Origin of the sequence: Virgibacillus necropolis (genome assembly GCF_002224365.1) — a bacterium.
Taxonomy (GTDB): Bacteria; Bacillota; Bacilli; order Bacillales; family Amphibacillaceae; genus Virgibacillus_F; species Virgibacillus_F necropolis.
In genome coordinates this window covers 568,351-590,706 of record NZ_CP022437.1, presented here as the reverse complement: position 1 = coordinate 590,706, position 22,356 = coordinate 568,351, and the positions used below count along the sequence as shown (strand labels likewise).

At 38.1% G+C, this 22,356-nt stretch carries 24 protein-coding genes and 2 pseudogenes; 10 read left to right on the top strand and 16 right to left on the bottom strand.

Going from position 1 to position 22,356, the window contains the following annotated elements:
* Positions 1-62: 62 nt before the first annotated feature.
* Together speB and speE are read right to left on the bottom strand one after the other, a co-directional pair.
* Positions 63-935 carry an agmatinase gene (gene speB / locus CFK40_RS02945; RefSeq protein WP_089530598.1) on the bottom strand — a complete coding sequence of 291 codons (873 nt, stop codon included), beginning with the start codon at positions 933-935 and terminating at the stop codon, positions 63-65.
* Between the two features lie 16 nt (positions 936-951).
* Positions 952-1,779, bottom strand: coding sequence for a spermidine synthase (speE, locus tag CFK40_RS02940; protein ID WP_089530597.1), 828 nt, complete (start codon positions 1,777-1,779; stop codon positions 952-954).
* Between the two features lie 195 nt (positions 1,780-1,974).
* Between speE and CFK40_RS02935 the strand changes: the two genes are divergently transcribed.
* Entirely contained in the window at positions 1,975-4,026 is a 2,052-nt protein-coding gene (locus CFK40_RS02935) for a transglycosylase domain-containing protein (RefSeq protein ID WP_089530596.1), read from the top strand.
* A gap of 665 nt (positions 4,027-4,691) precedes the next feature.
* Here CFK40_RS02935 and CFK40_RS02930 read toward each other — a convergent pair.
* The 3 genes from CFK40_RS02930 to CFK40_RS02920 all read right to left on the bottom strand — a co-directional run bounded on the left by CFK40_RS02930 (position 4,692) and on the right by CFK40_RS02920 (position 7,129).
* The gene (locus tag CFK40_RS02930; protein ID WP_089530595.1) at positions 4,692-5,207 is read right to left on the bottom strand and encodes a YwhD family protein; all 516 of its coding nucleotides are present in this window, start codon (positions 5,205-5,207) and stop codon (positions 4,692-4,694) included.
* Between the two features lie 105 nt (positions 5,208-5,312).
* Entirely contained in the window at positions 5,313-5,819 is a 507-nt protein-coding gene (locus CFK40_RS02925) for a YwgA family protein (protein WP_089530594.1), read from the bottom strand.
* Entirely contained in the window at positions 5,819-7,129 is a 1,311-nt protein-coding gene (locus CFK40_RS02920) for an HD domain-containing protein (RefSeq protein WP_089530593.1), read from the bottom strand. Before CFK40_RS02920 ends, CFK40_RS02925 begins: the two co-directional genes overlap by 1 nt.
* Positions 7,130-7,204: 75 nt before the next feature.
* On the opposite strand from CFK40_RS02920, the gene CFK40_RS02915 reads away from it, so the two are divergent.
* Entirely contained in the window at positions 7,205-8,056 is an 852-nt protein-coding gene (locus tag CFK40_RS02915; protein WP_089530592.1) for a lipoate--protein ligase family protein, read from the top strand.
* Positions 8,057-8,211: 155 nt separating this feature from the next.
* On the opposite strand, the gene pta is transcribed toward CFK40_RS02915, so the two are convergent.
* Positions 8,212-9,183: a phosphate acetyltransferase gene (pta, locus tag CFK40_RS02910; RefSeq protein ID WP_089530591.1), complete on the bottom strand. Its 972-nt coding sequence runs from the start codon at positions 9,181-9,183 to the stop codon at positions 8,212-8,214.
* A 195-nt stretch (positions 9,184-9,378) separates the two neighbouring features.
* Between pta and hemQ the strand changes: the two genes are divergently transcribed.
* From hemQ to CFK40_RS02885, 5 genes are all read left to right on the top strand, one after another.
* Positions 9,379-10,134, top strand: a complete 756-nt coding sequence (gene hemQ / locus CFK40_RS02905; RefSeq protein WP_089530590.1) for a hydrogen peroxide-dependent heme synthase — start codon at positions 9,379-9,381, stop codon at positions 10,132-10,134.
* A 583-nt stretch (positions 10,135-10,717) separates the two neighbouring features.
* Positions 10,718-11,353: a pentapeptide repeat-containing protein gene (locus CFK40_RS02900; RefSeq protein WP_089530589.1), complete on the top strand. Its 636-nt coding sequence runs from the start codon at positions 10,718-10,720 to the stop codon at positions 11,351-11,353.
* A 391-nt stretch (positions 11,354-11,744) separates the two neighbouring features.
* Positions 11,745-12,500: an SDR family NAD(P)-dependent oxidoreductase gene (locus CFK40_RS02895; RefSeq protein ID WP_089530588.1), complete on the top strand. Its 756-nt coding sequence runs from the start codon at positions 11,745-11,747 to the stop codon at positions 12,498-12,500.
* A 25-nt stretch (positions 12,501-12,525) separates the two neighbouring features.
* Positions 12,526-12,969, top strand: coding sequence for a MarR family winged helix-turn-helix transcriptional regulator (locus tag CFK40_RS02890; protein WP_089530587.1), 444 nt, complete (start codon positions 12,526-12,528; stop codon positions 12,967-12,969).
* 21 nt (positions 12,970-12,990) lie between these two features.
* Positions 12,991-13,725 carry a glucose 1-dehydrogenase gene (locus CFK40_RS02885; RefSeq protein ID WP_089530586.1) on the top strand — a complete coding sequence of 245 codons (735 nt, stop codon included), beginning with the start codon at positions 12,991-12,993 and terminating at the stop codon, positions 13,723-13,725.
* A 143-nt stretch (positions 13,726-13,868) separates the two neighbouring features.
* Here the strand turns inward: CFK40_RS02885 and CFK40_RS20885 are convergent, their stop codons facing one another.
* Both CFK40_RS20885 and CFK40_RS21215 read right to left on the bottom strand, forming a co-directional pair.
* Entirely contained in the window at positions 13,869-14,024 is a 156-nt protein-coding gene (locus tag CFK40_RS20885) for a hypothetical protein (protein WP_161493812.1), read from the bottom strand.
* Positions 14,024-14,152 (bottom strand): annotated as a pseudogene (locus CFK40_RS21215) (helix-turn-helix transcriptional regulator); the annotation flags it as partial. The gene CFK40_RS20885 and the pseudogene CFK40_RS21215, both read right to left, overlap by 1 nt.
* A gap of 68 nt (positions 14,153-14,220) precedes the next feature.
* Here CFK40_RS21215 and CFK40_RS02875 point away from each other — a divergent pair.
* From CFK40_RS02875 to CFK40_RS02865, 3 genes and pseudogenes are all read left to right on the top strand, one after another.
* Positions 14,221-14,643, top strand: a pseudogene (locus CFK40_RS02875) (cell wall hydrolase).
* Between the two features lie 31 nt (positions 14,644-14,674).
* Complete coding sequence (gene gerQ, locus CFK40_RS02870) at positions 14,675-15,166, top strand: spore coat protein GerQ (RefSeq protein WP_089530585.1); 492 nt, start codon at positions 14,675-14,677, stop codon at positions 15,164-15,166.
* Between the two features lie 169 nt (positions 15,167-15,335).
* On the top strand, positions 15,336-15,587 hold the full coding sequence (locus tag CFK40_RS02865; protein ID WP_089530584.1) for a hypothetical protein: 252 nt from the start codon (positions 15,336-15,338) through the stop codon (positions 15,585-15,587).
* 125 nt (positions 15,588-15,712) lie between these two features.
* Here CFK40_RS02865 and CFK40_RS02860 read toward each other — a convergent pair whose 3' ends face one another.
* The 8 genes from CFK40_RS02860 to CFK40_RS02830 form a co-directional block, all read right to left on the bottom strand.
* Positions 15,713-16,081: a DUF423 domain-containing protein gene (locus tag CFK40_RS02860; RefSeq protein ID WP_089530583.1), complete on the bottom strand. Its 369-nt coding sequence runs from the start codon at positions 16,079-16,081 to the stop codon at positions 15,713-15,715.
* A 20-nt stretch (positions 16,082-16,101) separates the two neighbouring features.
* Positions 16,102-16,404: a YwdI family protein gene (locus tag CFK40_RS02855; RefSeq protein ID WP_089530582.1), complete on the bottom strand. Its 303-nt coding sequence runs from the start codon at positions 16,402-16,404 to the stop codon at positions 16,102-16,104.
* 290 nt (positions 16,405-16,694) lie between these two features.
* Positions 16,695-16,853: a hypothetical protein gene (locus CFK40_RS20880; protein ID WP_161493811.1), complete on the bottom strand. Its 159-nt coding sequence runs from the start codon at positions 16,851-16,853 to the stop codon at positions 16,695-16,697.
* A gap of 133 nt (positions 16,854-16,986) precedes the next feature.
* Positions 16,987-18,561, bottom strand: a complete 1,575-nt coding sequence (locus CFK40_RS02850; RefSeq protein WP_089530581.1) for an FMN-binding glutamate synthase family protein — start codon at positions 18,559-18,561, stop codon at positions 16,987-16,989.
* Positions 18,562-18,600: 39 nt separating this feature from the next.
* Positions 18,601-19,176, bottom strand: a complete 576-nt coding sequence (locus tag CFK40_RS02845) for a cytochrome c oxidase subunit 3 (protein WP_089530580.1) — start codon at positions 19,174-19,176, stop codon at positions 18,601-18,603.
* On the bottom strand, positions 19,169-21,091 hold the full coding sequence (gene ctaD, locus CFK40_RS02840; protein WP_089530579.1) for a cytochrome c oxidase subunit I: 1,923 nt from the start codon (positions 21,089-21,091) through the stop codon (positions 19,169-19,171). The genes CFK40_RS02845 and ctaD overlap by 8 nt, the downstream gene beginning before the upstream one ends.
* A 111-nt stretch (positions 21,092-21,202) precedes the next feature.
* Positions 21,203-21,907 carry a cytochrome c oxidase subunit II gene (gene coxB / locus CFK40_RS02835; protein ID WP_161493810.1) on the bottom strand — a complete coding sequence of 235 codons (705 nt, stop codon included), beginning with the start codon at positions 21,905-21,907 and terminating at the stop codon, positions 21,203-21,205.
* Between the two features lie 141 nt (positions 21,908-22,048).
* Positions 22,049-22,354, bottom strand: coding sequence for a phasin family protein (locus CFK40_RS02830; protein WP_227001851.1), 306 nt, complete (start codon positions 22,352-22,354; stop codon positions 22,049-22,051).
* Positions 22,355-22,356 lie beyond the last annotated feature (2 nt).

Here is a 22,356-nt window from a genome sequence, read left to right as displayed (position 1 = left end):
ATTATACCGATAAATGAAGGGTGATATCAATATAAAGGGTAAATTATTTCTATTGGTATTAGTTATTTCACCCAACCAAGCAGCATCTCCCGCACGAATTTACTTGCTGCAATTACGGTTTGTTCAGATGGATCATAAACTGGCGCGACTTCGACTAAATCAGCACCAACCACCTGTACGTCAGAATCTGAAATTAATTGAATTGCTTCTACTAGTTCACTGGAAGAAATTCCACCCGCTTCGGCCGTTCCAGTTCCTGGCGCAAAGGCTGGATCAAGTACGTCGATATCGATTGTTACATAAACCTTGCGTCCACTTAATGACGGCAACATTTTCCGTAATGGCTCTGCAACGTGAAACTTTGACATGTGCATGCCGCTCCCTTTAGCAAATTCGAATTCCTCGCGCATCCCAGAACGAATCCCGAATGAATACACATTTTCCGGGCCAATCAATTCACAAATCTTCCGAACTGGAGTTGAATGCGAAAGTACTTCTCCTTCGTATTCCAAACGTAAATCTGCATGTGCATCAATATGGATGAAAGCCATATCTGGATGCTTACGGTGCATAGCCTTTACCACTGGCCATGTCACCAAATGTTCCCCGCCGAGGCCAAGTGGAAATTTTCCAAAATCCAAAAGCTTGCCGATATATTCTTCAATCATAGCGAGGCTGCGTTCAGCATTCCCGAATGGCAAGGGAATATCACCCGCATCAAAATAAGACACTTCCTCTAAATGCTTGTCCATGTATGGGCTATATTCTTCGAGACCAATGGATGCTTCCCGGATTCTACCTGGGCCAAAACGCGATCCGGGACGAAAGCTAACCGTCCAGTCCATTGGCATTCCATAAATCACCGCACTAGCCTCATCGAAATTTTCGCGCGACATGATAAAAACTTTTCCTGAATATGCTTCATCAAAACGCATGGTGGCACCCCCTTTTCTATTCGGTCAATTCTTTCACAAACTTCGGTAATGCAAACGATGCAAAATGAAGTTCTGGCGTATAATATTTCGTTTCAATTTCTGTAAATCGTTCTTCTTTAACTTTTAACGGGTTATGAATTTTACTACCCATTGTAAATGTCCAAAGTCCACTTGGATAGGTTGGAATGTTTGCTGTATATAACTTTGTCACGGGAAAAATATTTTTCACATCATGAAAGACCTGATGAATTAAATCTGCCTTAAACCATGGATTGTCAGTTTGTGCAACGAAAATCCCATCATCTTTAAGCGCTCGGGAAATGCCAGCATAAAAGCCTTGGGAAAATAAATTCACTGCTGGGCCCACAGGCTCTGTTGAATCAACCAAAATTACGTCAAATTCACGCTCGCTTTTTGCAATATACATAAACCCGTCATCGATTAAAACCTCTACACGCGGATCATCCAATGAACCTGCGATTGACGGCAAGAATTTTTTTGAGTACTCAATTACCTTTCCATCTATATCTACTAAAGTCGCTTTTTCCACTGATTTATGTTTAAGAATTTCACGAATCACACCACCGTCACCACCACCAACGACTAATACCCGCTTCGGATTTGGATGCGTGAAAAGTGGCACATGTGCAACCATTTCATGATAGACAAATTCATCCTTTTCCGTTGTCATAACCATATCATCTAGAACAAGCATATTGCCCCATTCTTCTGTATTAAGCATTTCTAAATCTTGAAAATCCGTTTTTAACGCAACTAAAATTTTATTAACTTTTGCTGTAATACCAAAGTTAGCAGTTTGTTTTTCGGTAAACCAGATACCCATTACTACATCTCCTTTTCCGATCATATGAAACAGTAAAATTATAGTGAATTTCACCAAAAAAGCAAGGACTTTTCGATATTTTTTTATAGTGAGTTTATTTCATTCTATCTTTTCCCATAATGAGAATAATGCATGATGGAAATTATACTTTTTATACACACACACTTTAAGTCAAAAAATTGGAGCCAAATGCCTATGAAACGTTTCATCTTAAAATATAAGCTTTTAAGTGGATTGATCGGATTTGCCTTTCTTATTGTTGTCTCTTTTGCCGGGATTTATTTGACAAGTTTTCTTATGGGCCCACCACCACTAAAGGCAGAACAAAACACGATATACTATAGTGCTGCAGATAAAGTAATTGGTGAGGAAAAAGGCGCAGAGAGTCGGTATTGGGTGGAACTTGACGAAATGTCTCCATATGTTAAAAAGGCTATCCTTGCTATTGAGGATCAGGAATTTTACCAACATAATGGATTTGATTACTCCCGAATTGCTGGTGCAGTCCTGAAAAATCTAGAAAATATGTCCTTATCAGAAGGGGCAAGCACGCTTACACAGCAATATGCCCGAAATTTGTATTTATCCTTTGAAAAAACATGGACACGTAAGCTAAAGGAAGCTTTTTATACCGTACGTCTAGAAATGTATTATTCAAAAGACGAACTTTTAGAAGGGTACTTAAACACGATTTATTATGGTCACGGTGCATATGGAATTGAGGCTGCAAGCAGGTATTTTTTCAGTAAATCAGCTGATGAGTTAACATTGGCTGAAGCTGCTATGCTTGCTGCAATTCCGAAAGGGCCGACTTATTACTCCCCTTTTAACAATTTGGAAAATGCAACACGACGACAGAAACAGATTCTTTATGAAATGAAGGAACAAGAAGCAATAAGTGAAGAGGAATATTACTTAGCAACGCATGCAAAATTGAATTATGCAGAGCCAAGTGAGCATATAAAGAAAGTTGTCGCTCCCTATTTTCAAGATACCGTCTTACTGGAGGCCGCTAATAAATTAGAGCTTGACAGGGAGAAAATTCGTTCTGGCGGATACAAAATTTATACAACACTTAATGTTGGGATGCAACAAAAACTAGAAAAGGAAGTTTCCGAAACGATTAATCCCGCAAGCGATATTCAAATCGGGGCGATTGGGATGGATCCAGAAAACGGGGCAATTCGTGCACTAGTTGGTGGTCGCGATTACAGCGAGAGTAAATTCAACCGGGCAATTCAGGCAAAGCGCATGGCCGGTTCCACCTTTAAACCTTTTTTGTACTATACAGCACTTACACATGGTTATACACCAGCAACAATGTTGATGAGTAAACCAACCGCATTTGAACTTTCGGATGGGCAGGTTTATCAGCCAAGTAACTACAATGGGTATTACGCGTATAAACCGATTACTTTAGCACAAGCCTTAGCATTATCTGACAACGTTTACGCGGTAAAGACAAGTCTTTTCTTGGGTGTGGACAAACTAGTCGATTCAGCACGCAAATTTGGGATTGATAGTAAATTACCACCTGTACCCTCGCTTGCTCTAGGAACTGCATCGGTATCGGTTGAAGACATGGTCACAGGATATGGCATTCTTGCAAATGGAGGGGAACAGATTAAAAGCCATACAATAAGGAAAATTGTTGATCGTAACGGGAATATCGTATATGAATCTCCTAAAGAAGAAGGAAAACAACTTTTAGATAAGGAAACAACGTTCATCTTAACAGATCTCATGAAAGGTATGTTCGACCATTCGCTTGACGGGTATATGTCTGTCACAGGTTCACTGGTTGCGGATAGCATAACGCGAGACTATGCTGGAAAGTCTGGAACTACAGCTTCAGACAGCTGGATGATTGGATTTAGCCCTAATTTAGTTACAGGTGTTTGGAATGGATATGATGATAATCGTGACCTAGTAAAGACGGAAGAAAATCGATATGCCAAAAAGATATGGGCTGGATTTATGGATGCTGCACATCAGGAGTTACCTAAGGCTGATACCGATGTTCCTGATGGGGTTGTCGGGGCATGGATTGATCCCGTATCGGGTGGTGTAGCAACCTCCTATTGTCCAAACGGTACACTCATGTATTTTGAAAAAGGGAATGTACCAGCAAAACATTGTGAAGAACATTTACCTGAAGATGGTGATGGAAAAAATAAAGAAAAAGAACCTGCTAAAGATGAACATAAAAAAGGTGTATTTGAGAAGATCTTTGATTATTTGTTCTAGCCTGAGATTAATAATAAAAGGCTGTTTTCTTATAATTTGTTGCTCATACCACCGAAGTTGATATAAACTGCGACGTAACATACATCTCTGGAATACAATGCGAAGTTACTGCTGGTTGTTTTCCGCTGCGGACCGTTGCTTTCCGCGGGCACGGCTTCAGCCTCCTCGAGAAACCCACTCTGCAGGGTCTTCAGACACGTGCTGTTCCCGCAGGAGTCAACGGTCCTCCGCTCCAAACAACTACCATAATTTGCTGGCTACAATCAGATAGATTGAATTGTTAAGCCTAGCCCTAGTGAAGGAAATCCACGAAGACTCCTGCGGGAAAGCGAAGACGTTGAGACCCCGCAGTGAGCGGTTTTTGCTCGCGAGGAGGCTCAGCGCGAGCCCGCGGAAAGCGAAGTGGATTTCCGGAACGATTGTCCGACCACCAGACAGAGCCCTTACGTCGCTGTTTATATCTTTTGTGTCATAAACAATAATCTTTTAGAAAACTGCCTAAATAAAAAAAGCCGACACATTGGTAAGATGTCCGTCTTACCAGTGGTCGGCTTCTTTTTTGTCCTAGCAAACATGTGAAAGTCCATGTATACATATTTTACAAATTATTGTCTAAAAGTACAAGAATTTCGACTAATGTTCATGATTCGTTCACAAATTGTTCATTACTTTGGAAGCACTTCTTTTAGTTCGCGGCTTGAATTGTTCCACATTTCCTCATTAAAATCGACAAGGAAATCCTTCAGTAATTTTTTCGAATGATCATCCATATGCTCAAGCATAATTTTGCCTTTTAATGATTTATCCATATGTGTTACATGTTCAGGCATTGATTTATACGCACGTTTAATGGAGCGGTCGACGCGAATCTCACTTCCACAAACACCAGCATAAAAGGGACCATTTTCGCTTTTCTCAACGGTTACCCAAACAATCCAGTATAACTTACCATTTGGAACTTCATCTTTGTTCGGTAAAATCTTCACTCGTCGTTCGATTTCACTTCGGGCGTGCATCGCTCCCATATCAACAAATGCGCGGTCTTCATTTGGATCAACAATGACAGGAGACATATTTTCAAGACTTATCGCACCAACACCGTAACCACCATGTCCGTCAGTCGAGTCATCTTTAAGTATCGTAAATGGATTCGTATTCTTTTTAGGCTTATCTTCACTCATTCAAGGGACCTCCTTAAAAGCTTCTGCGTATATTGTAGCATAAGTGATTTTATCTTTTCACTTGATACGAATTTTATTATTTTTTGATTAATCTAATAGTCTGTTTTAATTTAGTGGACTTTGTTTTAGATCATCAATAAATTCCCATGCCTCTTTCACTTCATCTTCAGTAAAGTTTTGTTTGGGTTTAACTGTGTGAACTTTTTCAACTATTTCATCGCGTGATTGATTATCAAAGTACAGCATCGTAGAAACAAGCTCTAGAAAGCGTGAACTCCTATTCTTTAACAGTTCAACTTTTCCTTCAATTTCAGGCATATTTAGTGTGAATTGTTCTAGGAACTCTTTTCCATTTTCAGTAATTGTATAATTATATTGATAATAATTGCTTTTATCTTCTTTCACTTCATCGATAAACCCTAGATTACAAAGTTCTTCTGTTCGAAGCGTAAGTTCCTCTGAGTACGGTCCATAAAAGTGAAATTGATACTTTTCTTCAAATGGAACTTTGCACTTTTGTAAAATGAAAATCATTTTTTGGAGTTTTTTCCGGCCAGTAACCTCTTTTGCCACATCGAAAAAATGCATTAATTTCGCATGATTTGTTAACATTATTCATTCGCTCCTTGGTCATATAAAAGTTCCATAATACGTTTTTTACTCGAGTCTTTTTCGTTAAGATTTTCTAAAAAATCAGCTGGAAAATAAAGCTTATGGTCTGTACGTTTTTTTCCAGAAATCGATTCTACTATATCGGAGTGACGGGACAGCTCTTTCAACTCATTATTTGGCATTAACAAATGAATAGGAAGACGTTCTTCTTCCTCACCTGGCCTATAAAAATCATATGGTAGATCAGATGATGAGTCGACTTCAAGATAATAATCCGGATCAATTCCCGCTTCTTGGAACAATTTATGAAGTTCCATCCACTTATTCATCTGCTTGTCTGGATTAAATTCAATATATTTAAACAGTCGGCGGTTCATAAACCGTTCACACAAATCGCGCAAAATATCATCGTCTTCATCCTGCCAAACTTGGAAATAATACGAAACAATGGCTTCATCGAGTTTTAAATAATCATTTAACACAACGTTTTCATTGAAGAAGGAAATAAAATGGACCGGCTCAAGCTTAAACGTGTAATCCGTCTCATATAAAACCTTTGCACGATGAAGAATTTTTGATAAAATAACTTCTGCACTTCGTGTTACAGGATGAAAATATACTTGCCAATACATTTGATAGCGACTCATAATATAGTCTTCTACTGCATGCATTCCACTAGATTTAATAACTACCTGATCATCAATCGGTCGCATTACACGAAGAATTCGTTCCATATCAAAGTGGCCATAGCTTACACCAGTAAAATAGGCATCACGCTGTAAGTAATCCATCCGGTCAGCATCGATTTGACTAGAAATAAGGCTAACAACTAATTTATCTTTATATGTTTTTGCAATAACATCCGCGACTTTTTGTGAAAACCCTTTTGAAACACGTTCTAAAATGGTATGTACATCCGTGTTGTTAACAATAATTGCCTGAGTAAAATATTCATGATCAAGCTTAAATACTTTTTCAAACGAATGTGAAAATGGGCCATGTCCTAGATCATGCAACAAAGCTGCACAAAGACATAATAATCGTTCATCTTTATTCCAATGCGGCTTATCCTCAAAATTGTTGATAATTCGCCGAACGATTTCATATACACCTAATGAATGATTGAAACGACTATGTTCCGCCCCATGGAATGTCAGGTTCGTTGTTCCAAGTTGCTTAATACGGCGTAATCGCTGAAACTCTGGTGTTGCTATAAGATCCCAGATAACTCGATCCTTCACATGAATATAACGGTGAACCGGATCTTTAAAAACTTTTTCCTCATTCAATTGTTCATCTTTATACGCCATTTTTTCACAACCCGTTCTATTCGACAATTTGTTATAGTATATAATAAATACCAACAATTAAAAAGGGAGAAAATCATGCAATCTTGGAAAGAAATCATACACCATCCAACATTTCGCTACATGGATCAATCGAATGAAACAAAATTTTATAATGAAAAAATTACTGCCTTAACTTCATTTGCAATTGATGATACGTTGGCACTTTCTGTTGGAGACGACGAGTCTGCACCTACAATACGCTTATGGGTTCATCCCCACACTGTAGTTCTTGGCATTCCGGATGCTCGTTTACCTTTTATTGAAGAGGGTGTTGGCCTTTTATCAGAACGTGGATACCATGCTGTTGTCCGTAATTCAGGTGGACTTGCTGTCGCGCTTGACGACGGCGTACTTAACATATCCTTGGTTCTGCCGGACATGAAAAACTTACCTATCCATGCCTGCTATGAAGCCATGGTGAGTTTTGTCCAGTATATGTTAGCCGACCTTACGAATGAAATTGAAGCCTATGAAATTGTCGGGTCCTACTGTCCGGGTGATTATGATTTAAGTATTGGTGGGAAAAAGTTCGCCGGGATTTCACAGCGCCGGGTCAAGGATGGAGCAGCAATACAGATTTATTTGGATGTTGAAGGTCACGGTCAAGAACGTGCTGCATTGATTCGTGATTTTTACGAAATTGGATTGAAAGATGCGGAAACAAATTTCTCTTTTCCTGAAGTGGTACCAGGGACGATGGCATCATTATCGGAATTGTTGCCTTCGAAAATTACCATGCCGGAAATGAAAAAGCGCGTTTATGCGACACTTGAGGACTTAAGTGAAAACATTATCACTACTGAATTTTCTGAGCGAGAACAAGAAAATTTTATAAAACGGTTGGAGCAGATGAAAAAGCGGAATGAAAAGATAGCTGGGATGCTGTGATGGAACTCTTGAATAGAGAGGAATTGTCTTTCTGTGCTGTGATAGAAATCAACACTTATTTTGCTTTATCAACGATCATTGGAGGATATCAACGCTCATCCAGGCAATTAAAAAAGCTTGCAGGGCCAGACCATAACCCCACAAGCTTCTACTCATTATTTCGCTTGAACCGCAGTAATTAATGCTAAATTGTACACATCGTCTGAGCTGCAACCGCGTGATAAATCGTTAACTGGTCGATTCAATCCTTGTAAAATTGGGCCAACCGCATCAAATTCGCCGAGGCGCTGCGCTATTTTATAGCCGATATTTCCAGCTTCAAGACTTGGAAAAATAAATACATTCGCATCTCCTTTTAAAGGTGAATCTGGTGCCTTTTTCTCAGCGACACTTGGTACAAATGCTGCATCAAACTGGAATTCTCCGTCTATCAAAAGTGAGGGTTTTTTTTCCTTAGCAATTTGTAAGGCATCGGCAACTCTTTCTGTTTCATCTGATTTCGCAGAGCCTTTTGTTGAAAAGCTTAGCATTGCTACGCGCGGATCCACACCAAACAGTTCAGCTGTCACAGCACTTTCGACCGCAATTTCTGCAAGATCTTGACTATCTGGTGCAATGTTAATGGCGCAATCAGCGAAAACATATTTTTCATCTCCACGAACCATGATGAATACACCCGACGTTTTCTTAATACCTTCTTTTGTTTTAATGATTTGTAATGCCGGACGAACTGTATCTGCAGTAGAACGGGCGGCCCCACTTACTAGTCCATCTGCTTGATTCATATAGACAAGCATGCTTCCAAAATAATTTTCATCGACCAAAATTTTTCGTGCTTCATCCTCGGATACTTTTCCTTTACGGCGCTCAACAAACGTTTCGACCATTAAATCAAATTCCTCGAACTCACCTGGGTCCATGACTTTACACGAAGAAACATCTACACCAACTTCCTCTGCCCGTTTTTTAATCTCGCTTTTTTTACCAATTAGAATAGGTGTTAAAATTCCTGCAACACCTAACTGGCTTGTTGCAGTTAAAATTCGCTCGTCGGTTCCTTCTGGAAAAACAATAAATCTATTAGTACCTTCCAATTTTGTTTTTATTTCTTCAAAAAAATTACTCATTTTTTAGCACCTCCACGGCTATTTACATCTAGTCTCATGATAATGCAATAATGGATACATGAAAAGCAATCCACTTAACTTTGACAGAATGGTGAATTCGCCTTTTTCTAATCCCTTGTCCATGATTATTATTCCCTCAATATGGTATAGTAAAGCCATAAGATGATAATTAAATGCATAAGGGAGCGATAGATAATGGCAGCAGCAGAAGCAGTAGAAACCATGGATGGCTGGTATTGCCTGCACGATTTACGTAGTATTGATTGGGCATCTTGGAAAATGGTTCCAAATGACGTACGACAAGCAGCAATCGACGAATTACATGCCCTTTTGGCAAAATGGGATGCTGTTGAAGAAGCAAAACAAGGTAGTCATGTTGTATACACGGTTGTTGGTCAAAAAGCTGATATTATGATGATGATCTTGCGCCCAACAATGGATGAGTTGAACGAGGTAGAAACGGCCTTTAACAAGACAAAGTTCGCTGATTTCCTACTACCATCTTATTCCTATGTATCGGTTGTAGAGCTTTCGAAATATTTCCCACAGAAAAAAGATGTCGATCCTGAAACATTGCCAGAAACACAGGCACGCTTAAAACCGATTTTACCAAAATGGGATTACATTTCATTTTATCCAATGAACAAGCGCCGCGCTGGTGAAGAAAATTGGTATGCATTAGATTTTAAAAACCGCGCGAAATTATTATATGAACACAGCAAAACTGGACGAAAATACGCAGGCCGGATCAAGCAAATCATTACAGGCTCATTTGGATTTGATGACTGGGAATGGGGCGTAACTTTATTTGCACACGACGCAATCGAACTAAAACGCATTGTCTATGAAATGCGTTTTGACGAGGTTAGCGCAAAGTATGGTGAGTTTGGCGAATTTTTCGTTGGAAACCATCTACCAAATGAAAAACTAGCAGCATTTCTTCAAGTATAATAGTTAACGCATCAGCATGGATACATGTTGATGCGTTTTTTTATGAAGATAGGAAAGCATTTTAGTTTTTCATTCATGCGGCATATCGGTTGGAATACCTTTTCCAAGGGAATGGCCTCAGCCGTCGTTCTGCCGACTCCACCTGTGCTTCAAACCGCAAGACCTGTCAGTCTTGATAGCATACAGGAGTATTGACGGAATAGTTTCAGGAAACTTGGTTCCGTCATTCCCATCCTCTGTTGTAAAGTTGAAATTGTTTTATATTAATTACCTGTATTTTCACGCTGTAAAGCGCTTATAACAGACTTGTCGCGCACCAGATTGCTGAACAGCAAAGGTGTTGAAGCTAGGTCACACTTATTGACTTGAACATTTTGTTCGAAATCGAAATAACATCCGAGATTGTACATAAGTTTTTTAAAAAATATAGTCTTTTTTTAAAAACTAATATTGCTATAGTTAACATAATGGTTTTTGTTTATTAACTATATTAACCAGACCTTAATTCAATTAGAAAAAAAGCCGCTGCTTTGGTCTTTAAGGAGACTCTCTAACTAAATTATTTGACGAGAGAGGTATGTATATGAAAATTGATTTACCAAAAATTGCAGAAGAATTACCTGCAAGAAACTTCCAAGATATTTTTTATGAAGAAGATCCCGAGCTAGAAATGTGTATAATTATTGACTCTATTTTCGAAAATGAAGTTTTGGATAGAGTACGCTTATCTAATATGGTGATTAAGAATTGTAGGTTCAATAATACAGATTTTATGAACATTGATATTACAGATGTATGTTTTGAAAACTGTGATTTATCCAATGCCAAATTGAGCAAGTCGTCCATTCACAGGGTTGTATTTAAAAATTGCAAATTATTAGGTGTGGATTTTACAGAATCTCGCTTTGGAAATGTAAGGTTTGATAATTCCGTATTAAACTTGGCGGCATTCGGAAATTCAAAGCTGGAAAAAGTAATATTTCAAGATGCTTCATTAATAAGTTCGGACTTTTATGATTGTAAATTTAAAAGGGTTGAATTTCAATTATGTAATCTTGATGAAACAAACTTTGAAAAAACATCACTAAAGGGAATAGATATTAGTTCTTCTACTTTTGCAGCACTTACTGTATCTTTGTACGATTTAGAAGGGTGCAAAGTATCTACTTATCAAGCAATTCAATTTGCAACCCTAATGGGATTGCTAATTAAAGATTAGTTTGTGGGTAAAATTTTGAAAAAAAATTATCAATCTTTATTTTAGGAATACACAACAGGTTCAAAATAAAGAAGGCATTGAAAAAGAGACCAAATCACTAGCGATTTGGTCTGTTAATTGATATGTTACTTTGTATGTTTCTCCATCATACTGAACACTTACATGAAGAAACCTGCCTTTTTTTAGGGCAGGTCTTTTTATGACTTACTCTATCTTATTTATTCTCATTCTTCTCAGCCTCATCAGTCAGTTCCCCTTTATTATTGGGATTAAATTTTGAAATATGCGTAAACAATTTCCTATGACATTTTTCTTTCAAAAAATATAGTTTAGCGTTAAACTAATTATAAGTTAGTTTAACATTAAACCATTTTTCAAGGAGATGATAATAGTGAGTAAATTACAGGATAAAGTGGTCATTATTACTGGCGGTGCCGGCGGAATTGGCAGCGCTATGGCCAAGGCAATGGTTAAAGAAGGAGCAATTGCTGCTATTGTTGATGTGAACGAATATACAGGAAAAGCAATGGAAAAGGAACTGCAGACTATTTCTCCTAAATCCATGTTCCTTCAAGCTGATTTATTGGACCGGGAAAACCTTGGACAAATCATAACAATGGTGGTTGAAAAATACGGAAAGCTTGATGTGCTGGTAAATAATGCACATGCATCCAAACAGGCGACAATCGAAGAAACTACACAGGCTGATCTGGATTTATCTTTTGGCACTGGATTCTATCCGACCTTCTATTTAATGCAGGCTGCACTTCCCTATTTAAAAGAAACAAAGGGAAACATCATTAATTTTGCATCCGGTTCAGGGTTGAATGGGCATCAAACACAAGCTGCTTATGCTGCTGCAAAGGAAGCAATCCGCGGTATTTCACGTGTAGCTGCAAATGAATGGGGCAGTTTCGGCATTAATGTCAATATCATCAGCCCATTGGCAAATTCACCTGGTGTTGAGGCATGGTCAAAAGAACAGCCGGAATACTATGAAGCAGTTAAAAGCAAAATTCCAATGGGTCGTTTTGGTGATACTGAAAAAGATATCGGCCGTGTTGCAGTTTTTCTTGCTTCTGAGGATTCAAACTATATTACTGGACAGACAATCATGGCTGATGGTGGATCAATTATGCTCCATTAATTTCTTGCCAATTGGAGAGGATCTTTTGAGAGAGACAAATATTTTTAAACTTATTCAAGCGATTGAAAAGATGAATAACGAAAACATTATAAGATTCACAGAATCATTTCAATACCCGCTTGGGATTTCGCCAATTCTTGTATTAGCTGAATTGAAGCTGAAAGGTCCTCAAAAACATGTCGAATTAGCTGAAACGCTAGGTTATACAAAGGGAGCAATGACAAATATTGCTACGAAGCTTACTAATTTATACCTTGCTGAGAGATTGTATGATGAAAATGACCGCAGAACAGGCCGGTTAAAAATTACTTCTGCCGGTGAAAAAGCTTTGACAGATGCACAGGCAATTGGACAGAAATTGTTTACGAAACATTTTGAGGTTCTTACCGAAGAAGAAATTAATCAATATTTAACGATTCAGCAGAAATTAATAAGAGGCATCCAAGATAGGAAAAATAAAAATTATTAAACAGTACAGGGAGGAATTCACATGAATAGATTAAATGATAAAGTAACAATAATTACAGGTGGAGCACGAGGAATGGGAGCTTCTCACGCTCGTTTATTTGTTGAAGAAGGCGCTAAAGTAATGATTGCAGATATACTTGAAAGTGAAGGACAAGCATTAGCTCAAGAACTAGGAGAAAATGCCAAATTCATCAAGCTTGACGTTACAAAAGAAGAAAACTGGAAAGAAGCCGTTGCCGTAGCCGAAGGAGCATTTGGTCCAGTTAATGTATTGGTCAACAATGCTGGCATCAGTGTGAATAAATCAATTGAAGAAACGACTGAAGAAGAATACAGAAGAATCATCGACATTAACCAGGTATCCGTATTTCTCGGAATGAAAGCAGTTATATCTTCCATGAAAAAGAGCGATGGCGGTTCGATTGTAAATATCTCATCTATCAATGGCATTGTCGGTGGCGCTATTGGATACACCGATTCAAAATTTGCTGTAAGAGGTATGACAAAAGCTGCAGCTCTTGGATTAGCTCATTATGGAATTCGTGCAAATTCTGTTCACCCGGGAGTTATTGAAACACCTATGATAGCACAGGAAGATTCAAAAGATGTAGTTAATGATTTTGCAAAATATATACCGAATAAAAGAGTAGCGAAGCCGGAAGAAGTTTCGAGTCTTGTTTTGTATCTTGCTTCGGATGAGTCAAGTTATAGTACTGGGTCTGAGTTTGTTGTTGATGGCGGGTTGACTGCACAGTAAATAGGTTGAACTGCATGTCCCTCTAGCCCTGTTTGGTGCTTTGAGGGGCATGTGATTACTACTATAAATAAATATTTTCCAATTCGGGGGTTTTACGAAGGGCTTTTAATGCAAAATCATTAGGACAACTTCTATCCAACACTTTACACCACTCGCAAAAACACCCGCCCTTTAGTGGCAAAGTCATAACCAGAAGTAATAAGAGCAATAGTACATACTTTATAAACCAACTTTTTATTTATGACACCATTTTTCCTGTGAGGGTTTTTTTCCATTTGATCCAGCTTTTGTAATTCCATTTTGTTTCCTCCTCAAAAATAAATAACTTATCTACCTTGGTATTAAGATTTATAGATAATTTGAATGCTAACGCCAGAGTGGGGTCATATTTGTTATTTTCAATAGCATTAACGGTTTGTCTGGTAACATCGCCTAAGTTCTAACATAGAATAACCTGCATATAATAAATAAGTACCCAGAAGAGAGGTGACCCTAATGCCCAGAATCAAACGCACCGATAAAGGTGTGGCATTACTGGCGAGGTTAATGCGAGCTGAGGCAGAGGGTGATGGAAAGCTAGGAATGCTGATGGTTGGAAATGTGGGGGTAAATCGAGTTGTCGCCAATTGTTTAGACTTCACCTAACTTACTACCATTCGAGATATGGTATTTCAAAGTCCAGGCGGATTTGAAGCAACGCAAAAAGGTTATTTTTATCAACGTGCCAGGGAACTGGATAAGAATTTGGCTCGAAAGGTAATTAGCGGTAAACGTTATCACCCGGCTACAAATTCTCTTTGATTCTTTAGACCTGAAGGGGCTTGCCCTGCCCAGTGGTATGATCAATGGAATGTTGGTCGCTTTAAATCACATTGTTTTTATGCCCCAGATGCATCCGTATGTCCGGCAGTTTTTTAATTTTTAATTAATCATTAGGAGGTTATTGTCTATGAGTGAATATCAAGGATACCCGTATTATTATTATCCTCAAGCATCCCCAGCCTATTATCCAGGATTCGATTATCGTCAAGAACAGCAACCACAGTCACAGCAAGATATGCAAGGGATGCCCGGCATGCCTGGTATGCCTGGTATGCCGGATATGCCTGGTATGCAGCAAGGGATGCAACAGCAAGGTCCACCAGATATACCTGGCATGCTACCAATGGAACAATCCTACATTGAAAACATTTTACGGTTAAACAAAGGTAAAAAAGCAACTGTTTATATGACATTTGAAAATAACAAGGAATGGAATGCGAAGGTCTTCAAGGGAATTATTGAGGCGGCTGGAAGAGATCATATTATATTAAGTGATCCACAGACGAATAAGCGTTATCTTTTATTGATGGTGTACCTAGATTACATCACGTTTGAAGGAGAAATAAACTATACCTATCCATACGGATCTACTCAAATGACTGACTATTCACCAAGGTAAAAAACTAAATGCATGCGAAAATAGTATAACCAACCTTAAATTTTACAGTTTCACTATGTAACCATAAAAAGGATGACCTATACGGAATCGATCCACAGCATTGTACGGTGGGATCTTTATTCTTATATATGTCATCCTTCTTTTATTTTTTCTCTATAGGGGGATCACAATGAGACATCCATATGAAAAATTCGTCCGATTAGAGTTAATTTCACTTATCTTAGCTATATTTGCTGGGATTGTTGTATTGGTTAAGGGATTTATATTATTAGCTGTTGTTATTATCTACTTAATCGGATGTGGACTATGTTGTGAGGCTATGATCGAACTTAATACTCACAATAGAAACAAGGCTTTCAAGCATTTTGCACAAGCTTTGCTACTCTTTATTTTTATGACCTATATCTTATTCCATTTATAAAGGTTGTTCAAAAAGTCACCAAATGATAAACGGCGAATTTCTCCGCTTTGCTTGTCTTTCCGGTCCTCAAGACTACACCGCCTCGAACTTCTTGTTTCTAATTTGGCACCTTTTTAAACACGCATTTATAAATATTTCGAAATCGCATAACCAAGCAGAATCCAGCCAACTAAGAAAGCTACTCCACCAACTGGTGTTATCATCGCGAATGTTTTAATTCCAGTTGTTGAATAGATGTACAGGCTTCCTGAGAATAATATGATCCCCGCAAAGAACATCCATCCTGCAAAGAGCATTCCTCCACTTTGGAACTTCGCTAAAAGTAATCCAGTTACAAACAGGGCCATTGTATGAAACATTTGATAGGTAACAGCTTTCTCCCACGTAGCTATTGCTTTCTCTGAAATTTTACCTTCTAAACCATGAGCACCGAACGCCCCTAATGCTACTGCTAAAAATCCATTTATTACACCAAGAATAAGAAATAATTTCATCAAAACACCTCTTTTTTATTTTAAAAGTCAAAAATAGACTTTCCATTTGCGTCGTCTCTTTCCGCTTCTGATTCATGTTTTTCGTTTGTTTTCTTAGAGCTTGTACCACTACCAAACATTGCTTTCATTTCATCATCAGAAATAGCTTTCGGGCTTCTCGATCTTTCCTGCTGCTCAACATGCCCATCGTCTACTATTAAATCACTTAAAAGCCTCACATTTTCAATATGTCTCACCATTTGGCTGTGATTAGACTGGCTTAATTGTGCTTGCTGCAACTCATGCATCATTTTCTTAAGTATCGTTTCATTTGGAATCGCCACTGAATCACTCCCTTTCAAACTTTACCTGTATTAGTATAACATGTGTGACCTATCTACTAAAAAAGGTTTATAGAGGTTGTTCAAAAAACCAGCAAATGATAAACGGCGAATCTTTTCGTTACTCGGTTTTTCCGGTCCTCACGTATTAAGGGCATACGTTCCGGCCCTCAAAACTCTCATGCCTCGACCTTCTTGTTTCTAATTTGCTGGTTTTTTGAACGCACTTATACATTCATAAAGTACAAAAATTTGGCTAACAAAAAGCCCTGGAAAGAGTTCCAAGACTTTTATCAATTGATGTTTTCTATTTTTAAACATCTACACGTTTCTTTTTCTTCTTCCTGATAGCGCTCATACATCCATTGCAAAAAGTCAACTTCTTTTCTCTGCAGTTTCCGTCCAAGCTTCTCTTTCGTATCCTCTAATACATTAAAAAAGCTCTCCATCACGCTACCTTGCCCCCTAAGATACCACTAACAAAATATTATCTATTTTAATTGTACATGGAAATTTAAAAGGAATCAATATAATAATTAATAATTTGCCAAATATACAGAAAACAATATAAATCGACATAATTTATTAGCTTGAATGGGAATAATTCATTACTTTGTACGCTTTGTTAAGTCGATCTTTATAAACAATATGTTCACGCGAGAATTTGGTAGGACTATCAATACCTGCAACTGCAGCCATTTCAAAGACTCCTTCGCGTAAAGCTAACAAGTAATTACATACACGATATTTTTTCTCTTCGACGCTTAATGCTTTTTGCAAATCAGGGTCTGTCGTGGTAACGCCTACTGGACAATTATTCGTGTGACAAACCTGAGCCATGATACAGCCAACCGTTAACATAAATCCTCTGGCAATGTTAATCATATCTGCACCCAAAGATAGTGCCATTGCTATTTTGTCTGGCGTAACCAATTGACCTGAAGCTATAATTTTAGTGCGATTACGCAGGCCGTATTTATTAAGTAGGTCATCGAGTAGTGGTAATGCAGCATATGTCGGTAACCCAACAGATTGTGCCAATTCATAATAGGTAGCACCAGAACCCCCATTACCTCCATCAACTGTTATGAAATCTGGAACAATATCGAGTTCCTTCATTGCTTTTACATAGCTTTCTACTTGCGCTTCATCCCCAACAACTATTTTTGTCCCAACAGGTTTTCCACCGATGTCACGCATTTTATCGAGAAACTCTAGTAATCCTTTTGCGTCGTTAAATTCATGAAACCGGTTTGGACTGTTAATCGTCTTCCAAGCTTCCACATTACGAATTTCCGCAATTTCTTCTGTCACCTTTCTCCCTTCAACGTGTCCACCTCGTTGTTTTGCACCTTGAGCAAGTTTAAGCTCGAATGCTTTTACCTGATCTATATCGCTTTTCTTTTTAAAAAGTTCCCATGAAAACTCGCCATCTTTTGTACGAACACCAAATAACCCTGCACTAATTTGCATGATGATATCGACATCACCTTTTTGATGATAAGAAGATATGCTTCCCTCGCCAGTATTCATCCATGTTCCACCAGCCATTCCAAGTCCTTTTGAAAGAGCTGTTATTGCATGATCGCCGAGTGAACCAAAGCTCATTGCAGACTGCCCAATCAGTCCTTTAACTCTAAATGGATTTCGAACAGTATTTTTACCAAGAACAATTGCATCATCATCCGTTAAATAAAAAGGATCTAATATGTCTTCATCATGGTGTTCTTTACGACTAAATAATTTTTCATTATCAACTTTGTATAGACGCGTCTTAACTTTAGGTTCTTGATCAATTTTCATTTCCTCTCGCTGACTAGGAAACATGTTATTTACAATATAAAAGCCTTCTTCATTAAAATCACGTTCCGAACCATAACCTATCATTCTATTATTATATTTGGCCGATTTATACACAAATTCAAATTCTCTCCGGTTAAATGGCTTACCTTCGTTGTCATTATTGAATAGATATTGACGCAACTCGGGACCGATTTTTTCTGTAATATACCTAACCTTACCTAATACTGGATAATTTCGAAGTATAGAGTGTTCCTGTTGTTTTGAATCATGGGCATAGACACGCAAAAAAATAAATAGTGGTACAAGAACCAAAAACGCTATAATTACGATTAAGGTAATCAATAAACCTGTAGTCATCTAACTCTCTCCTCTTTTTTGTCTAATCCTTGCGCCTGTTTACACTAGATATGGCAGGTAGACAATGATAATAATAAATATCCAAATAACATCAACAAAGTGCCAATAATACTGGAAGATTTTCTGCTTTTCTATATATAAAGTATACGGCATATTCATCCGCTTATATTGTGTTAGCAAGAGAATCATCCAACAAGCACCAAAAGTAACATGGGCAGCGTGCAAGCCAACGAGCACATAGAACGAAGACATAAATACGTTTGCCGTTAATCCGTTACCCTCCATCACATATTTATAGAATTCATGAATTTCCAAACCTAAAAATGTGAGACCGAACAGCAATGTAATTACAAGACCAGGCACAATCTTCAATCCTTGACGCTCATCTAATCCCATTTCCGCAATTAACAACGTTCCACTACTAGAAAGCAAAAAGACAGATGATAACACAACCGTTTTAACTTCAAATAATTCATGTGGCATTGGGTAAGTTGGAGGTGGTGTAAATATCAAATACGTTGCAAAAAGTGTTCCAAACATTACACTTTCCACAAACAAATAGATGAAGAATCCAAGACGTTTATCTTTAAATAATGCCTCTTGATAATTATTCATCGGATTTCGCCTCCTCCCAGTAATCCTTTTTACGTTCATCTGTTTCAGATCGAATGATGAATAACGCAAATGTACTTATGCCTCCAAGAATCGCCATCCAATACCAGGAATAGATCATACCAAGGCTCATGATTGACATGGATACCGCAATCAACAATGGTTTGATTGTCTCCACCGCTATTGGAGCAGGTCTGACATTTGTTGTTGACGCAAGTGTCCGCCCTTCCACTTTCGCATACCAATAGGGATCCATTTCCTTTACAACTGGCATTGGATGAAAGGTATTTTCCTGTGATGGTGATTCGACAGTCCACTCTAGTGTACGACCGTTCCAAGGATCATTACCAACCTTTTTTCCATATTTATGCGTTTTATAGACATTCCAAGCAACGAACAACATACTACTACCCATAATAAATGCACCAATTGTACTGATTAAATTTAAGGTGAACAATGAATCACCGTAACTATACGTATAAACCCGACGTGGCATTCCTTGAAGCCCTGTTATATGCATTGGTAAAAAAGTCATGTGAAATCCAATAAGGAATAACCAGAAATGCCATTTACCAAGCGTTTCATCAAGCACCTTGCCTGTAATTTTAGGATACCAATAATAGAGTCCAGCAAAGATCCCTAGAATTGTTGAGCCAATAATCGTGTAATGGAAATGTGCCACAACAAAATGGGTATCATGGTACTGGAAGTTAGCTGCAGCAACAGACAACATTACGCCTGTCACACCGCCCATAACAAATGTAGGAATGAATCCTAATGAAAACAGCATAGGAGCTGTTATTCGAATAACCCCTCCACGCATCGTAAACAACCAGTTAAAGACTTTGATACCTGTTGGAACTGCAATCAGCATGGTTGTGATTGCAAAAAATGTATTTGCCATCGGACCAAGTCCTACGGTAAACATATGATGTGCCCAAACCATGAACCCTAGAAAGCCAATTAATGCAAGCGATAGAACCATTGCTGGATATCCAAATATACGCTTTTTTGAAAAAGTCGAAATAATGTCAGAAAAAATACCAAATGCTGGCAGCGCCAAGATATATACCTCTGGATGTCCGAATATCCAAAATAGATGTTGCCAAAATACTGGACTTCCAACCTCGCCAGAAAAGAAACCCGTACCAAACATACGATCAAACATAAGTAAGTATAGTCCGATTGATAAAACAGGAAACGCAACCAAGATTAAAAATGATGTAATTAGTGCAGACCATGGAAAAAGTGGCATTCTGGTGAGCTTCATACCTGGTGCACGATGGCGAATAATCGTGACTATCATATTTATCGCGGTAAAAATGGTCCCAAGTCCAGAAATTTGTAAACTAAAGACATAGTAATCATTCCCTACATCAGGAGTAAATGTATCGGTCGATAACGGGGCATAGCCAGTCCAACCAGCATTTGGGGCACTATTAAAAAAGAATGACATATTGAATAAAATTGCACCAGCTAAGAAAAGCCAAAAACTAACTGAATTTAAAAATGGAAATGCCAAATCACGCGCACCGATTTGGAGTGGAACTGCGATGTTCATTAAACCGATTAACAATGGCATAGCGACAAAGAAAATCATCATCGTCCCATGTGTAGTAAATAGCTCATTATACTTGTCTTGTTGAAAAACCCAAAATTCACTGTGTGGTTTTGCTAATTGCAACCGAATTAATAACGCATCGATTCCTGCACGCAAAAAGAATAAAACACCAAATAACACGTACAACGTTCCAATTTTACGGTGATTGGTTGTACGCATATAGCTCCATATCAATGGTAACTTTTGTTTTCGCCAAACGTATATCGCCATCAAGATTCCTAATATAATTGTAAGACCCCATGCTGCCACAACGTCTGAAGGAACAAATAGGGTACCTCCGAAAAATGGTATTGTCATTGTTTACACCCTCTTGCTTTTTAAATTAATTCTGAGAATATCTAGAATACGTGGTTATTTTTCTTCTAGAGGTTGATCAAAAAGTCCGGTAAAAATGACGCATCCGAATTTTTATCCTCCTTTTTGAGCACGCACTTCTAACCATTTTTCATAGTCTTCGTTTGACACAACTTGAGTTGTGAACTGCATCTTGGCATGCTGGACTCCGCAGAACTCAGCACAATGACCTTCATACGTTCCTATTTCAGGGTTCGCTATTTTATATAAGAGCTCTTTACCAGGCAGTACATCTGTTTTCCCTGCTAGACGGGGAATCCAAAATGAATGAATAACATCACTCGATTTCAAGTGAAAAACAATCGTTTTATTAGCTGGAATTACTAGCTTATTTGTCGTTTGTTTCCCATTTTCATAATCGAACGTCCAAAAGTACTGTTGGCCAGTCACAGTAACGTGTACAGCTTGTTCAGATTCCTCGGAAGACGAAAGAATAGGTGACTGATTATATGTAATTGATACAGTTGGGACTGCAAGAACTGCCAATAATAAAACAGCTAAAGTTGTCCATGTAATTTCAAGCTTTTTATTCCCCTTCACATCTTTTGGGAGTGTGTCTTTATTTTGATTAGTTTCCCTGTATTTCCACACAAACCTAGCGAATAAAATAAAAACAATAAGTAACACAATCATCATTAAACCAAAGCTGAACCAAATCAAAAAAGCTTGATCCTGTCCTGTCTCACTTTTCGCATCTAAGACGGCTATGTCACAGCCTGCTAATAGTAAAAGTATTGGAATTGTAAATAGTTTTTTCATAGAAACCATCAGCCTTTACTTTAGAAGTTTTGCTTCATTAACTGTAATTGATAGTAGTAGACATATTTCCGAAAAACTGACCTTTTAAACTCTTATATAAAAAGAAGGACTACACTTTAATGTAAAATGTAGTCCTTCTTTTTACTCTTGAACCTGTAATTTTGATTCAAGCTCTGCTATTCTTGCCTGTAGTTCATTAACGTCGTCCTTCGTAGCTAGTCCTAAGTCCTTCGCCATCTCTTTAGTCTGTTCATACTGTTTCGTACTCCACTCGTCTTTTGTTGATTCCCCTTTATCGAGGAAGTTCTGCATAACGGTTCTAGCTTGCTCACGTGTCAATTCGTTTTTCTCAACCAATTCCTTAAGCTTTTTGTCCAACCTTTCCTTACTGCTAACCGCTGCACCCAAGCCTAATAAAAATCCTTTTTTCAAAAAATCACTCATCATTC

Bases quoted from the DNA above. Each gene is read 5' to 3' on its own strand.
- speB (WP_089530598.1), bottom strand. From the start codon at position 935: ATGCGTTTTGATGAAGCATATTCAGGAAAAGTTTTTATCATGTCGCGC.
- speE (WP_089530597.1), bottom strand. From the start codon at position 1,779: ATGGGTATCTGGTTTACCGAAAAACAAACTGCTAACTTTGGTATTACA.
- CFK40_RS02935 (WP_089530596.1), top strand. From the start codon at position 1,975: ATGAAACGTTTCATCTTAAAATATAAGCTTTTAAGTGGATTGATCGGA.
- CFK40_RS02930 (WP_089530595.1), bottom strand. From the start codon at position 5,207: ATGAGTGAAGATAAGCCTAAAAAGAATACGAATCCATTTACGATACTT.
- CFK40_RS02925 (WP_089530594.1), bottom strand. From the start codon at position 5,819: ATGTTAACAAATCATGCGAAATTAATGCATTTTTTCGATGTGGCAAAA.
- CFK40_RS02920 (WP_089530593.1), bottom strand. From the start codon at position 7,129: ATGGCGTATAAAGATGAACAATTGAATGAGGAAAAAGTTTTTAAAGAT.
- CFK40_RS02915 (WP_089530592.1), top strand. From the start codon at position 7,205: ATGCAATCTTGGAAAGAAATCATACACCATCCAACATTTCGCTACATG.
- pta (WP_089530591.1), bottom strand. From the start codon at position 9,183: ATGAGTAATTTTTTTGAAGAAATAAAAACAAAATTGGAAGGTACTAAT.
- hemQ (WP_089530590.1), top strand. From the start codon at position 9,379: ATGGCAGCAGCAGAAGCAGTAGAAACCATGGATGGCTGGTATTGCCTG.
- CFK40_RS02900 (WP_089530589.1), top strand. From the start codon at position 10,718: ATGAAAATTGATTTACCAAAAATTGCAGAAGAATTACCTGCAAGAAAC.
- CFK40_RS02885 (WP_089530586.1), top strand. From the start codon at position 12,991: ATGAATAGATTAAATGATAAAGTAACAATAATTACAGGTGGAGCACGA.
- CFK40_RS20885 (WP_161493812.1), bottom strand. From the start codon at position 14,024: ATGGAATTACAAAAGCTGGATCAAATGGAAAAAAACCCTCACAGGAAA.
- gerQ (WP_089530585.1), top strand. From the start codon at position 14,675: ATGAGTGAATATCAAGGATACCCGTATTATTATTATCCTCAAGCATCC.
- CFK40_RS02865 (WP_089530584.1), top strand. From the start codon at position 15,336: ATGAGACATCCATATGAAAAATTCGTCCGATTAGAGTTAATTTCACTT.
- CFK40_RS02860 (WP_089530583.1), bottom strand. From the start codon at position 16,081: ATGAAATTATTTCTTATTCTTGGTGTAATAAATGGATTTTTAGCAGTA.
- CFK40_RS02850 (WP_089530581.1), bottom strand. From the start codon at position 18,561: ATGACTACAGGTTTATTGATTACCTTAATCGTAATTATAGCGTTTTTG.
- CFK40_RS02845 (WP_089530580.1), bottom strand. From the start codon at position 19,176: ATGAATAATTATCAAGAGGCATTATTTAAAGATAAACGTCTTGGATTC.
- ctaD (WP_089530579.1), bottom strand. From the start codon at position 21,091: ATGACAATACCATTTTTCGGAGGTACCCTATTTGTTCCTTCAGACGTT.
- coxB (WP_161493810.1), bottom strand. From the start codon at position 21,907: ATGAAAAAACTATTTACAATTCCAATACTTTTACTATTAGCAGGCTGT.
- CFK40_RS02830 (WP_227001851.1), bottom strand. From the start codon at position 22,354: ATGATGAGTGATTTTTTGAAAAAAGGATTTTTATTAGGCTTGGGTGCA.